Source organism: Dyella sp. (assembly GCF_036746095.1).
Classification (GTDB): Bacteria; Pseudomonadota; Gammaproteobacteria; order Xanthomonadales; family Rhodanobacteraceae; genus Dyella_B.
In genome coordinates, this window is sequence record NZ_DAIOEU010000014.1 from 18,673 (window position 1) to 31,894 (window position 13,222).

Below are 13,222 nucleotides of genomic sequence, written 5' to 3' on the forward strand. Positions count from 1 at the left end.
GCGTTCGCGTTCCTGCACGGCCAGCCCTGCCGGCACCATTTCGTTTTTTGGGACCGTATGAAACTCATTGTCTTCGGTGGTGGTGATCTTGCGCTGCGTGTACTTGCGTTGCTGCCTACCGTCGCTTCGGTGCACGAAGTGCTGTTGGTTACGCGCGACACTGCGCGGGGAGAACCGCTGGCACGCCTGTTCGGCGGTTGCCTGCCGGCGTCCGTGCGGCACGCCACGCTTGACCTGCGCGATGCCGGCGGAGTGGCTGGACTGCTCGGCCGTGAGCGTCCGGACATCATTTTCCACGCGGCCTCCCTGTTGTCGCCGTGGTTGCTGTCCGGACTTCAATCACCGCTTTCGCAAGCATTGCAGTCAGCTGGATTTGCACTGATGCTGCCCGCGCAGCTTCCGTTGATCCGAAACGTGATGCGCGCCGTGCGCGATCTCGAGCTCGATTGCCCGGTGGTCAATGCTTCTTATCCCGATGCCACCCATCCAGTTCTGGCCGCGGAAGGTTTGCAGCCGACCATCGGCGTCGGCAACGCTGGCATGTTGTACGAAACCCTGCGTGGTCAATTGCGTGCGCGTCAGTTGAGCGCGAAGCCATACCTGTTCGCGCATCATGCACAAGTCACCCCTTTTGCGCGCCATATAAGCTATGCGCCAGGCGAAGCGCCCTGGTTGTTCCTGGATGATCAACCTGCATCCATCGATCAATTCGTGACCGGTCCACTGCCTTCGGGCCGCATGCTCAACGCGCTGACCGCCTCGCACGCGATCGCCATCATCGGCAGCTTGCTGACTGAGGACAGTGTGCTGCGCACGTCGGCGCCTGGCCCATTGGGGTTGCCGGGCGGATGGCCGGTGCAACTGTCAGCCAGGCAAGTCCGCCTGGATCTGCCGCCAGACATCGATGTCGAACGGGGTCTGGCTTATCAACGCCGTGCCGCCGTGGGCGACGGTATTGCGGCGATCGATGCCGACGGTACCGTGCATTTCACGGCAGCGGCGCAGGCCAGCCTCGCCATGCATGCCCCTGAACTGGCCGAGCCTTTGTCCCGACAAAGCGAAGCGGCCCGTGTTGCCTTGCTGACCAGTCGGCTAGCCGCATGAGCGCAGCACCTGCATTCTGCCTGGCCTGGTTTCGCCGCGCCGAGCGCGATGGCACTCGTCCGATCGATCCGGTGACGCAAGCCTGGCTTGAGGGCCTGTCGCAAGGGCGTCATGCACGTCATTTCCAGCAGGGCGCAGCAGGGTTGCTATCCAACGCGGCGCTGCATGTAAAAGGCGACGACCTGGTGGCTTTGCGCAGCGATGCCGATGACACGGCTTTGGCTATGGCGCTCGCCGATCAGGACGAGACGTCCCTCGCGGCCGCCACGCAACCGTTTGTGGCCATGGTGCTGCGTCGTGGCGGACATGCGCTGGAATTGTTTCGCGATCCGCTAGGGCAATTTCCCTTGTTCTATCAGGACAACGGGCAGTTGTTGGTGGCATGTACCAGCCTGGATGTGTTGCTGACGCGCCCGGGATGGCAGCGCAGGCTTGACCGCAATGCCGCGTGTCACTACCTGGCATTCGGTACGGCCGGACTGGGCCGCACGTTGGAAGCTGGTACGCGTGCATTGCCAGCCGCGCACGCGTTGCACGTGCGTTCGCGTGAAGGACCCTACTTGCGCCGTTACTGGTCGCCGCTGGCTGTGCCCGGCGTGAAGGTGCTTGAAGGTGATGACGAGCACGAGCTGCGCGATGAACTCGATGCGTCCATCCGCCATGCCGTCACCGGGCGCGCTGCCATGTTGTTGTCGGGCGGTATCGATTCAGGGTACATGGCGCACGTGCTGGGCGACGCACAAGCCTCCAACGACATTGACGCCTACACCGTACGTTTCATCACGCCTGGCGTAAAGCATGAGTGCGAGGCGGCGGCACGTTCGGCAGCCAGTGCAGGCATCCGCCATCACAGCATAGCGATGAGCACCGCCGATGCGGTGGCACGGTTGCCGGAAGTGTTGCGCGGGTCTCAGCCACGCAGCGCATGGTCGACGCTGACGCATGCGCATCTGTTCGACGCCATTCGTGCGAATGGCCACCGGCGGCTGCTCTCAGGTCTTGGCGCGGACGAAGTATTCGGGGGTTACGCACGTTACATCCGGAGCTATCTGCGCTTTCGCGCCTTGCTCGATGCGCAGGATGACGAGGATTACGAGGCATGCCTGGACGACGTGCTCGCGCGGCATGACGTGGCTGGCAATACGTTGTACACGGGTGTGGCGCGCTTCCTGGATGACGAAGCCATGCAGCAGGCGCTCGGCCCGCAATTGGCCGGTTGGACACACGTGGGCGAGACCATCCGTTTCTACCGTGAGGCACGTGAAATACGCCCGCGTGCGCATCTGTTCGAATTGATGGTGGCCTACGAATGCCAGCACCGCGTGCCGGACCTGTTGCTGTCTGGCTTCGATGTGGATGCTGCGCGGCTGGGTATGGCGGTACGTTACCCATTCCTGGCATCGCATATTGCCGGTTTGGCATGTCGCCTGGGGGCCACGGAGCGATTCAATCTGGTTGGCGAAGTCTGGAAGAACAAGGTTGCGTTACGGCGAATCGCGGCTACCCGTTTGCCGCAGGAAGTCTTCGACCGTGCGGCGATGACGTTCGGGGCACCCTTCGTGGCCTGGTTGGGAGATCGCTCATTCCGGCAACTGATCGACGCCACGCTGGAAGGCGATGGCGCGTGGCCGGAGGGTTTGCTTGATAGGAAGTGGGTAGATGCGCTGGTGCGTCACGTTGCAGCGCTCGATCCGCACGCATCGCCACCAGCGGCTGCCGAACAACTATGGGCGGTGATCACGCTCGTGGCGTGGTATCGAAAATGGATTCGCAACGAGGAGATCGGATGATGGTCAGCATCGCCTGCAAAGTGTCAGATCTGGTCGGCGAGGAAAACTGGGCCGACGCGTTGCGTCGCCGCGCCGTAGCAGTTCGCCGGGACATTGCCGAAGCCCTTTATCACACGGGTGGCGGGCATTACGGCGGTAGCTTCAGTGCAGTGGAGCTCTTGCTGACGATCTACACGCGTCATCTACGCATCGATCCTGCACGTCTCCACGATCCTGCGCGCGACCGCTTTGTACTGTCCAAAGGACATGCCGCCATCGGGCTGTATGCCGTGTTGCGCAGCCTGGGATGGCTGGAAGAGCCGCTTGACAGCTACGCCACCTTTGGCTCGCCGCTGGAAGGGCATCCCGACATGACTGCGGCACCATGGGTCGACTGGTCGACCGGATCGCTGGGGCAGGGTCTGTCAGCTGCACTAGGCATGGCGATCGGTTTGCGCCGTTATAACCGTCATGTGTGGGCGCTGCTCGGTGATGGAGAATGCCAGGAGGGACAAGTGTGGGAGGCGGCGATGCTCGCAGGCCTGCTCAAGCCGGACAACCTGCACGTGATCGTGGATTTGAACCGGTACCAGGAGTTCGGCTGGCGCCTGGCTCAGCAGCACGCATCACCGATCGAGCCAGTACCGGATATGGCCGAGAAATGGCGCGCCTTTGGTTGGGATGTCATCGAATGCGACGGCCATGACATAGAGGCCATCGACCTGGCGTGCAGCGAATCGATGGCGCGCGCGCGGCCATGCATGATTCTCGCGGCAACACGCAAGGGACAGGGTGCTGCATTGACTCAAAGCGATCCGGCGCGTTTTCACTGTACCGACGTTTCCGCGGATGAGCATGCAGCCATCCTTGCCGGGCTGGAGCAGCCATGAAACTCGCCGAACATCTTGCCGACCTGCTATGCGCACGTGCGAACGAGGACAAAGCGCTTTTCGTTCTCGATGGCGACCTGGCCGATTCCGATGGTGCCGACCGCTTTGCAGTTCTCTACCCGGAACGCTTCCTGATGGCTGGCATTGCCGAGCAAAACCTGCTGGGCGTTGCCGCGGGTCTGGCCAGTACCGGGATGAAGCCGTGGGCGTTCTCGTTTGCTGCTTTCCTGGTGTATCGCGCGTACGACCAGATCCGCGTGGGCATCGCGCAGTCCCGGCAGCCAGTGGTACTGGTTGGCTCACATGCCGGCGCACTCGCCGCACGCAACGGCAAATCACACGCCACCTTGAACGACATCGCCCTGATGTCCACGCTGCCTCACATGCATGTGTACGCACCGGCCGATCATGCGGACCTTGCCTGGCTGGTGCCAGAACTGAGCATGCATCCGCGCGCGGCCTACCTGCGCCTGCCACGCGCCGATATCGATGCGTTGCCCATGCTGGGCGGCGAGCCCGGACCGATACGAGTGCTGGCACCGCCCGCGTCGCGCACGATCATAAGCACAGGCTTGGCCACACATTGGGCGTCGACCTTGGTCAAGGCACTGGTTGCGCAAGGCGAAACAATCGGCTTGATCCACCTGCCGCAGCTGAAACCCTTGCCTGACCTGGAGCCTTTGCTCGAAGACGTCGACACGCTTATCAGCATCGAAGATCACGTCGTGCTTGGTGGGCTGGGTTCTCTCTTGCAGGACCGCTTTCCGCGGCGAGCGGTCACCAAGCTTGGCTGGCCGGTCAGCTTTGCTGGTGCGTCTGGCAGCGATGAGGACCTTCGCCGTGCCCACATGCTTGATGCCGTAGGCCTGCTGCATGCCGTTTCTTGTGTGGAACCCGAAAGGAGGCAAGCATGTTGAGTCTCATCGTCACTTGGCGCGACCGGGATGAACTGACTCGCGCGCTGCCTTCGATGCTCGCTTCCGTAGATAGCGTCAACGGCGAGCTGATCATCGTGAATTTCGGCGGAGACGCGCAGCGCCTGGATGCACAACTGAAAAATTCTGCCGATCGCGTGCGCGTCATCAGCGGGCCGCCGCAGCGTTATTTCCACAAAGCTGTGGCCAACAATCTGGGTGCCCATTTCGCTCAGCACGCGCTGCTGTTCTTTTGCGACTGCGACATCATCCTTCCGGAAGGACTGGTGTCCGCGCTCACCATGCGCGTGCTGGCCTCGCCGGGGCATTTCGCTACCCTTGCCGGCGTGCGCGAAACCGAAACCAATTCCCGTGGCGGCCAGCACGTCGTTTCGTTTGGCTATCAACTGGACATCAAGACTGCCGACGGTCGCCGGCTGCGGATCGTGGACAACGAAGAAGACGCCACCGATGGCACGCGCCAGGCACCCGGGCTGTTGTTTGTGCGCAAGGACGACTTCCACCGCGTCAACGGCTACAACGGACAATTGCATGGCTGGGGCTGGGAAGACCAGGACATGATTTCCAGATTGACACTTGGCGCCGGGCTGACGCGCATCAATGAAGGACATGCCCTGCATATTTCGCATGATGACGTTGGGCGCATTGCGGCCTACCCGCCAGTCTCCTCGCGCTGGGAGAGTCGCGACCGGATGTTCCGCACGGCACTGGCAAACTATGACGATGCCAATTTCATGGGGAGCTTCGGCAAGGACTGCGTAAATTACGCCGACTTTACCGACAGTGTGGCGGTGCATGGAGGACTGGAGTGAATCGCGCCAAACCTCTGTTGTCCGCATGCATCATTGCGCGTGACGAGGCAGCGACATTGCCGCGGTGCATCGCCTCGCTGCAGGGTTTGTGCGATGAGATTCGCGTGCTTGACACCGGCTCGCGCGACGCCACCATCGACGTGGCGCAATCGTTGGGCGCCCTGGTCGAGACGGATACCTCGTGCAACGGCGATGACGGCCTGATTGTCGATTTCGCGCAAGCACGCAACACCTGCTTGCGGCTGGCCCGCGGCAGCTGGATCCTGCAGATCGATGCCGACGAGGTATTGCGCTCAGGGCACAGGGCGCTATGCGAAGTCATGCGACGTGACGATGCCGACGTGCTTGGCATTACCTTGAGCAATGAGTCGACCGCCTGGGTGGGAACGCGCTTTTTTCGCGCCAGCGCCGCCCGCGGTTACATCGGGCGCGTGCACGAGCGCCTGGATTTCCAAGGACGTTACGTGGCCGCTCGCGACATTGTGATCGAAAATCACCCTGACAAGACCGGCAAGGAATCGTCTCCGGCCAGGAACCTGCGCTTGCTGCGCATGGGACTGGAAGAGAACCCGCGTGATTCGCGGTCCTGGTTCTATCTTGGCAACGAGCATCGGCGCGTGCATGCGTTTGACGCCGCGATTGAGGCCTATCGCACCTGTATACAGGTGGCGCGCCCGGGTGCGGCGTCAGCTTTTCACTCGCGTTACTACCTGGCTGTGTGCCAATTTCTCAGCGATCGCTATCATGAAGCACTGCAAGCGGTCGATGCAGCCATCGCGACCGATTCCCGCTATGCCGAGGGGCACTGCCTGCGCGGGGACATTCATCTCATGCTCGACGACGAGCAGGCTGCCACCGCCGATTACGAGCTCGCGCTGCGTTGCGGAGCGCCACCGGCCGATGCTCTGTTTGCCGTCGATCCACAATGCTATGGATCCTACCCCGCGACTCGCCTGCAGCGATTGGCTGCCGCTCAACCCATACAAGGTGCCAAGACTCCATGAATGGACAAATAATTCCGAACCGTGAGCGCGACGGGCGCAATCTCTACATAGACATGCTGCGCGGCGTCTCCATTTTGCTGGTGATGTTATTGCACTACACGCTTTCCTATCGGTTGGTGTCCAGCCCGTTACGGAAGTGGATTCCCGCTCCCACCTTGCATGCCATTTTCTATAACGGCAACTATGGCGTGTCGATGTTCTTCGTGATTTCCGGATTTCTTATCACTTCCAACATCATCACTCGCTACCAGTCGTTGTCCGGCATTGACGTGCTGCATTTTTATAAGCTTCGCCTATTCAGGCTTTACCCGCTGGTAGTGCTTGCCCTGATCATCATCACCGCATTGGGGCTGGCCGGACTGTCGAAGTTCTCCAACATTTCGCACAAGGTCCCGCTGGGCAATGCCTACTTCATCATTGCCGACCTGTCGGTGCTTACCTTCTGGCACAACGTACTGATGGAGATGGTTGGCTACTTCAATTACGCCATGAACATCTATTGGTCGTTGTCCGTGGAAGAGGTGTTCTATCTGCTTTATCCACTGGTGCTGCTGGTACTCCGCCGGCGATGGCAGCTGCTGTGCCTGGCTGGCATCTGCCTGGTAGTGGCGCCCATCTACCGCGAGATACATAAGGACAACGAACTGTTCTTCATGTACGGCAACCTTGCCTGTGTCGACATGCTGACGTATGGATGTATCGCGGCCGTCATCAGCCGCAGTGTGCAATGGAAAGCCACGCTGCGTGCGCCGCTTGCCGTAGCGGCCCTGATAGCCGCCGGTTGGATTTATTTGCGCGGCATTCCTGGCAACGAAGCGCTAGGCGCAACCTGGCTCGGCCTTTTCACTGCCATATTTCTAGTGGCTGTATCCCGGCTTCAGGCGGGCACGTTCGCGCGTCGGCTGGCCGGTCCGCTGGCCTGGCTGGGATCGCACAGCTATGAAATGTACCTCTTCCACATTGTGGTGCTGGGCATCATGGTGGAGCTTGTGCCAAGGACCGCCATGACGATGGAGCGCAAGCTGACGATGTTCGTGCTGTTCTTCGTCCTGTCCACGCTGGTGGCCTGGGCTGCGGCGCGCTTTCTTGGCAATCCGCTCAATCGCTACTTGCGGCGGCGTTACGCGCGACATGGCACAACCCTCGCGGCAAGCACGGGCACGGTCGCTGCTGATGTCATCTAGGCCATTCATTTCAACGCAAAAGGCCGGTCTCCGGCAGGTGTGACGTAACACCATGCCGGTTATCGCATATCGCATCGAAGCACGGAGGCGGACCGATCCGCTTGCGACAGCATCCATCAATGATTTCCTGCTTGTGCAAGATGGTGAAGGGATCGCGATCGACACCTTGCTCATCGCACCGCACATCACGCCCTATTGCATCGATCTGTTCGGGAAGGGCATCGTGCTGGTTGAGCTGCCGGCGGAGGTCGATCTCTCTGCCTATCCCTTCTTATACGAGGCGCAATATCGGTTTGCGAAGCGCGTGTACACAATCGGCCTGGACGAGTTCAATGCCGCCTGTGAGACGCTGCCCATGCCCGCGCACGTATTGTTGCTGCATTCGACGGGCCGATGCGGTTCCACTTTGTTGACGAAGGCGCTCAACGCAGTCAACGGTGTCAGGGCCTTGTCCGAGCCAGATATCTTCACCCAGCTTGCCATGTCCGGGCGTTTGGAGAACGGCGCTACGCGTGACGCATTCGTACGGTTGTATCGTCATTGCTTGAAGCTGTTCTGCCGAGGCAGTGAGAATCTTTCCGTGTTGAAGTTCAGGAGCGTTGTGTGCGAGCACGCCGATTATTTGGCCGCTGCGCTGCCTGCTGCAAAGAGCCTGTTCCTGTATCGCAATGCGCTGGACGTTGCCATCTCGACCGCACGCATCATGAGGCGCTCGCTTTCGGGCTGGCAATTGAACGAGCGCGAGCGCCGCGTCTGGTCGCTGTTGACGCCGCTGCTGGCTACCCTTGGGCCAATGGTCGACGCATATGATCTGCTGGCATCCCTTTGGGCGGGACCCGTGCTGCGTTATTTGCATCAGCACGAAACCGGACGATGGCTTGGCGCCCTTCGCTATGAGGAACTGGTACACAACGGGCTGGGGGTGGTGCGTGTCGTGTTGGCCGGTTGCGGTGTCCATGCGGACAACCTGCGTGCCCTGGATCGGGTCTTTGAAACCGATTCGCAGGCTGGCAGCCATTTGGCCATCCATGGTCGCGTGCCTGATCCGCTGCTGGAAGCGGAGCTGACGGATCCGCAATTTGCAAGGCGCCTTTGGCGAAGCTTCGCCAGGATCGACCCCAGGCTACATCAAGCGATGATTTTGCCGGGGACGTTTCCCAACTTTTTGGCGGGATAGATACGACATGACGCTCTCGGGAAATGAAAATGGAACCACATCACTTTGTATTTATTTGTCAGGGCGGTGAACTGGAAGCGAAATCGGTGCTGTTTGCAGCATCGTTCCGGTGCCGTGCGAATGGATACCACCATTTGACGGCGGCCATTCCGGGGCCGGCCGAGTTATGGCCCCAGCCCGAACCGCAAACTCTTCAGACGCTTGAGTCCCTTGGGGTTCGCCTTAGCCATGTCCAGAACAGCGTCGGCCGCGACTACCCCTATGGCAATAAGATGGAATGTTTGTCGATTCCGACGGATTGTTCCGCTACGGTGTATATCGACAGCGACATATTGATGATGCGCGACTTTGGCGATGACGTGCTCCCAGAGCGACCGCTATGCGCCGTCCCCGCAAGTTTGAGCCATGCCAAGGAACACGAATGGGCTAGCTTCTATGCCGCATACGGCCTGGACATGCCGGAGTGGCGCCAATTGACGTTGATCTCGCAGGAGCCGACCCCTCCATATTTCAATGGTGGCTTGCTTGTCGTGCGTAACGTGCCGGCATTTGGAGAGACCTGGGCGGAAAGCTGTCGAACACTGAGAGAGATACCTGGGATCCCGAACAAGATACGCAACCGATTTCTTGACCAGTTTGGCGTTACGATCGCAGCTGCCAGACTGAATCTGGAAATAAGCATGCTTCCCATGCAATGGAATTTTCCAAGCTGGAGTCTTGAGCTTGGCGATCAGCCCACGCCAATCTTTTTCCATTACCAGACGGCAGAACGCTTGCTGCAGGAGGATCGCATCGTGACGTCGGTAAAAGAGGTGTGCGAGCAGTATCCTCGAGTGCAAGCCGTTTTCGGCCGCTTCCCCGCTTACGCACAATTGCTTGGATCAGCTGAGCACCCATGAGTTGCATGCGATACTTGATCAGTGTTGCCTTAAAGCGGACGGTAGCTAAAGTGACCAGCAGCACAATTGAATTGGCGGCGTAACGGTGAGGACGATGATGCGAATCGGATCGGTTTTATTGGTAACCATCATGATGGCTACGATGGCTACCCAGGCTGTGGCCGGGTCCTGGCCGGATGGCAAGCGGGCGGCCGTGGTGCTGACCTATGACGATACGCTTGTTTCGCAGCTCGACGTCGCGATTCCCGCGCTCGATGCCGTCGGCCTCAAAGGAACGTTCTTCCTGATCGGCAGCAAGATTACGCCGGAGCAGATTACGCGCTGGCGGTCTGCCGCAGCCGAAGGCCACGAACTTGGCAACCACACCATTCGCCATGCTTGCCCACAGGCCAACTATCCGCCGGCGAAAAAGATCGACACCAGCGAAACGTACGACGTCGACACCATGCTGACAGAAATCCGCACGATGAACACGATGCTGACGGCGATCGACGGCAAACTGCAGCACAGCTATGCCACGCCCTGTGGTCAGCACCTGGCCGGAGGTGTCGATTATCTTCCGGCGCTGCGCGCTAGTGGCTTGGTACGCTACACCCGAGCTGCAGATCCGTCAGAGCATCCTTTCGATCCGATGAATGTGCCGGCCCGCTTTTTCCCCTCGAACGCAACCGGCGCCGATCTGATCGCCGCAGTCCAGGATGCCGAGCGTAAGGGCGGGATGATCGTGTTCGGTTTCCATGGTGTGGGCGGCGATTATCTCTCCGTATCCACGGAAGCCCATGCTCAACTCCTTGCCTATCTGAAAGCCCATGCCGACACCATTTGGGTGGCGCCGTTCTCGACCGTGGTCAGTTACGTCACCAGCCATCCGGGCCATTAATGGGCGGCGCGGCATGACTTTGAGTCTCGGTGCGAATATTTGGGGTGGACGTCGGCTGCTGCCCATGCTGCATAGATGTTAGCGACCTGGCAGTCCGTATCGCTTCGGCGGCCGCGATCACACTTGATCAAAAACGATGAAACCGAATCCAGACAGCGGGCAGGCCAATGATGTAAGCCTAATGAGGCGACGTAGTAGAGTTGCCCAATGAAATTTATTGTGGTGACCTACGGTACGGAAGGCGATACACGCCCACTAGGCGTGTTGTGTCGAGCCCTGATGGATGCGGGCCACGACGTCCGATTGCTTGCGGACGGTGCGACATTGGGTTCCGCTGTCGCGCTTGGCATTCCAACTGTCGCGCTTGCCGGCGACATCAAGGCGATGGTGCAGGAGGCGAACGCTACCTCAGACAGCGGCAGCGTCCAAAGCCTGGCGGCTGCGTTCAAGCGCATTGCAAATGCCAATACAGCTGCATGGCTACGTGACATCGTCGATACTGGGCGGGGTTGCGATGCCATCCTTGTGTCGGGACTTGCAGCCTTCGCGGGATTGTCAGCGGCGGAGCATTTGGGTGTGCCGGCGATTGGGCTGGGGCTCATACCGATCACTCCGACTGCGGAGTTCGCTTCGCCCTTTCTCCCGCCGAGGCTGCTGCCGCGCGTGCTCAATCGATGGAGCCATCGCTTCGTCAACGCGCTTGTATGGCGCGTTTTCAGCGAGGCCACCAATGCAGCGCGCATGAGTATTTGCGGGTTGCCGCCGCGGCGTAAAGTCTTCGCTGATCATCCCATGCTGTACGGCGTATCTCCCAGCCTCTTGCCGCAACCTGAGGATTGGCCAGCGAACGCCCGCGTCTGTGGACAGTGGATCAACGCAACGCCAGAGTGGCGCGCGCCTCAAGATCTCGTCGATTTCCTGGATGCCGGGGCACCGCCGATCTATGTCGGGTTTGGCAGCATGGTGGGGTTTGATGCAAAGAAGTTGCTTGACATGATCATTGCTGCCGTCGACGGGAGGCGGGCCTTGATTTATCCAGGGTGGAGCGGCATGGGTACTTCGGTGTTGCCTGATAATTTCCTTGTCATCGGCGAGACGCCGCACGACTGGCTTCTTCCTCGGATGTCGCTGGTGATTCACCATGGAGGCTCGGGCACCTCGCATTCGGCGACACGTGCAGGCGTTCCGTCGGTTGTCATACCGTTTGCTGGTGACCAGTCCTTCTGGGGAGAGCGACTCCACCGCGCAGGTATCGCAGACCGGCCGACCGGCGCGAAGCGAATTTCAGTTTCGGCATTGGCAAAAAGTATCGAGTTTGCCGAAAGCGCTCACGCGCGCGCTTGCGCCGCGAAGCTAGGTCACCAGATGGCAGCAGAAGACGGCAGCGCCGTCGCGATCGATGCCATCGAGAATTTTGTGCGCATGCGTCGACAGATCACTGCCTAGATTTTTGGAGATTCATTTCCTTCACTTGAAACGGGCTTTCCATCGATGAAGTTGCGCACTGCAGATATCGTAGCCTCGGGTGCTTCCTCCATAAGCCAGTGTCCGGCATTCGGCACCACCAGCTCCGTGACATTGTCGGCCGCGCTGCGCATGACGATGGCTTCGTTTGAGCCAAACGACTTTGCGCCACCGATAGCAAGCACGGGCATGGTCAGCTTGGGGCTCAACGTTGCCTTGTTGTCCTCGGCGTCTTGCCGAATGGAACGGAACTGGGCAAAAGCGGAATGCATCGTGCCGGGGCGAGCGTAGAGTTCGGCATAGTGCTGCCGGGTACTTTCGTCGACTTTTGCCGGGTCCCCCGCAAAATCGTTCCAGAATCTATCCAGATAGATGCGTTCACGACCGGCCACGAGACGCTCCATGTCGGGGCCGCCAAGATCAAAGTGCCACAGCAAGGGAGAGCGCACTATTTGGTCCCACGGCGGCACGCCGGGCACCGGGGCATCCATAACCACCAAGCGGTCGGTATTGCCGGGGTATCGTTTGGCGTAGGCATAGGCGACCATCGTGCCAATGTCGTGTCCCACGATCACAGCATGGCCGATGCCCAGTTGCGTCAGAACGCCCTGGACATCGGCTGCCTGGTTCTTCTTTTCATATCCGCCATCGGGGTGTGACGAAAGACCGAGGCCACGTAGATCGGGCACCACTACCGTATGGTCGCGAGCGAGGTTTGCCGCAAGCGGCTCCCACATATCGCCCGTGTCACCAAAGCCGTGAAGAAGCACCACCGCTGGACCTTTGCCGCCTACGCGGACATGGATCGTCGCACCATTCGCCTTGATGTCACGCACCTGGAACGTCGACGGGTATGGTTTGACGGCCGCTGAAACGGGAAGGCTGAAGGCTAGCGCCAAGCATGCAGCCAAAAGAGCGCGGGTCATAGATGGGGCTCCAGAGTAGTGATGAAACCATTGCCATAACTTCGAACTAGACCGTCTTGCTGGGCTTGGTAGCGCTCGCCCAAGCGTTTTCCAGTGGGATTTCGCGGATCCAAGTAGTGGGGCTGAGCGTAACGAATCCTAACGCCGCGATGATACCCACGGTGGGTTTCGGGTTCGC

Annotated in this window: 12 protein-coding genes; 11 read left to right on the plus strand and 1 reads right to left on the minus strand. The window is 60.0% G+C overall.

Annotation, left to right across the window (positions count from 1 at the left end):
* Positions 1-57 precede the first annotated feature (57 nt).
* The 11 genes from V7M64_RS08485 to V7M64_RS08535 all read left to right on the plus strand — a co-directional run bounded on the left by V7M64_RS08485 (position 58) and on the right by V7M64_RS08535 (position 12,100).
* On the plus strand, positions 58-1,104 hold the full coding sequence (locus tag V7M64_RS08485; protein ID WP_333678545.1) for a hypothetical protein: 1,047 nt from the start codon (positions 58-60) through the stop codon (positions 1,102-1,104).
* The gene (locus V7M64_RS08490) at positions 1,101-2,894 is read left to right on the plus strand and encodes an asparagine synthase-related protein (RefSeq protein WP_333678547.1); all 1,794 of its coding nucleotides are present in this window, start codon (positions 1,101-1,103) and stop codon (positions 2,892-2,894) included. Before V7M64_RS08485 ends, V7M64_RS08490 begins: the two co-directional genes overlap by 4 nt.
* Positions 2,891-3,763, plus strand: a complete 873-nt coding sequence (locus V7M64_RS08495; RefSeq protein WP_333678549.1) for a transketolase — start codon at positions 2,891-2,893, stop codon at positions 3,761-3,763. Before V7M64_RS08490 ends, V7M64_RS08495 begins: the two co-directional genes overlap by 4 nt.
* Positions 3,760-4,680, plus strand: a complete 921-nt coding sequence (locus tag V7M64_RS08500; protein ID WP_333678551.1) for a transketolase C-terminal domain-containing protein — start codon at positions 3,760-3,762, stop codon at positions 4,678-4,680. The genes V7M64_RS08495 and V7M64_RS08500 overlap by 4 nt, the downstream gene beginning before the upstream one ends.
* Complete coding sequence (locus tag V7M64_RS08505; RefSeq protein ID WP_333678553.1) at positions 4,674-5,510, plus strand: galactosyltransferase-related protein; 837 nt, start codon at positions 4,674-4,676, stop codon at positions 5,508-5,510. Before V7M64_RS08500 ends, V7M64_RS08505 begins: the two co-directional genes overlap by 7 nt.
* On the plus strand, positions 5,507-6,514 hold the full coding sequence (locus V7M64_RS08510) for a glycosyltransferase (protein ID WP_333678555.1): 1,008 nt from the start codon (positions 5,507-5,509) through the stop codon (positions 6,512-6,514). The genes V7M64_RS08505 and V7M64_RS08510 overlap by 4 nt, the downstream gene beginning before the upstream one ends.
* Complete coding sequence (locus V7M64_RS08515; protein WP_333678557.1) at positions 6,511-7,698, plus strand: acyltransferase; 1,188 nt, start codon at positions 6,511-6,513, stop codon at positions 7,696-7,698. Before V7M64_RS08510 ends, V7M64_RS08515 begins: the two co-directional genes overlap by 4 nt.
* 52 nt (positions 7,699-7,750) lie before the next feature.
* The gene (locus V7M64_RS08520; RefSeq protein WP_333678559.1) at positions 7,751-8,875 is read left to right on the plus strand and encodes a hypothetical protein; all 1,125 of its coding nucleotides are present in this window, start codon (positions 7,751-7,753) and stop codon (positions 8,873-8,875) included.
* A 29-nt stretch (positions 8,876-8,904) separates the two neighbouring features.
* The gene (locus tag V7M64_RS08525; RefSeq protein ID WP_333678561.1) at positions 8,905-9,774 is read left to right on the plus strand and encodes a hypothetical protein; all 870 of its coding nucleotides are present in this window, start codon (positions 8,905-8,907) and stop codon (positions 9,772-9,774) included.
* Between the two features lie 94 nt (positions 9,775-9,868).
* On the plus strand, positions 9,869-10,654 hold the full coding sequence (locus V7M64_RS08530; RefSeq protein WP_333678563.1) for a polysaccharide deacetylase family protein: 786 nt from the start codon (positions 9,869-9,871) through the stop codon (positions 10,652-10,654).
* 207 nt (positions 10,655-10,861) lie between these two features.
* Positions 10,862-12,100, plus strand: a complete 1,239-nt coding sequence (locus V7M64_RS08535) for a glycosyltransferase (protein ID WP_333678565.1) — start codon at positions 10,862-10,864, stop codon at positions 12,098-12,100.
* On the opposite strand, the gene V7M64_RS08540 is transcribed toward V7M64_RS08535, so the two are convergent.
* The gene (locus tag V7M64_RS08540; protein WP_333678566.1) at positions 12,097-13,044 is read right to left on the minus strand and encodes an alpha/beta hydrolase; all 948 of its coding nucleotides are present in this window, start codon (positions 13,042-13,044) and stop codon (positions 12,097-12,099) included. The two genes, V7M64_RS08535 and V7M64_RS08540, sit on opposite strands and share 4 nt — an antisense overlap.
* Positions 13,045-13,222 lie beyond the last annotated feature (178 nt).

What these genes read in the sequence shown, in the direction of transcription:
- V7M64_RS08485 (WP_333678545.1), top strand. Translation starts at nt 58, where the DNA reads ATGAAACTCATTGTCTTCGGTGGTGGTGATCTTGCGCTGCGTGTACTT.
- V7M64_RS08490 (WP_333678547.1), top strand. Translation starts at nt 1,101, where the DNA reads ATGAGCGCAGCACCTGCATTCTGCCTGGCCTGGTTTCGCCGCGCCGAG.
- V7M64_RS08495 (WP_333678549.1), top strand. Translation starts at nt 2,891, where the DNA reads ATGATGGTCAGCATCGCCTGCAAAGTGTCAGATCTGGTCGGCGAGGAA.
- V7M64_RS08500 (WP_333678551.1), top strand. Translation starts at nt 3,760, where the DNA reads ATGAAACTCGCCGAACATCTTGCCGACCTGCTATGCGCACGTGCGAAC.
- V7M64_RS08505 (WP_333678553.1), top strand. Translation starts at nt 4,674, where the DNA reads ATGTTGAGTCTCATCGTCACTTGGCGCGACCGGGATGAACTGACTCGC.
- V7M64_RS08515 (WP_333678557.1), top strand. Translation starts at nt 6,511, where the DNA reads ATGAATGGACAAATAATTCCGAACCGTGAGCGCGACGGGCGCAATCTC.
- V7M64_RS08520 (WP_333678559.1), top strand. Translation starts at nt 7,751, where the DNA reads ATGCCGGTTATCGCATATCGCATCGAAGCACGGAGGCGGACCGATCCG.
- V7M64_RS08525 (WP_333678561.1), top strand. Translation starts at nt 8,905, where the DNA reads ATGGAACCACATCACTTTGTATTTATTTGTCAGGGCGGTGAACTGGAA.
- V7M64_RS08530 (WP_333678563.1), top strand. Translation starts at nt 9,869, where the DNA reads ATGATGCGAATCGGATCGGTTTTATTGGTAACCATCATGATGGCTACG.
- V7M64_RS08535 (WP_333678565.1), top strand. Translation starts at nt 10,862, where the DNA reads ATGAAATTTATTGTGGTGACCTACGGTACGGAAGGCGATACACGCCCA.
- V7M64_RS08540 (WP_333678566.1), bottom strand. Translation starts at nt 13,044, where the DNA reads ATGACCCGCGCTCTTTTGGCTGCATGCTTGGCGCTAGCCTTCAGCCTT.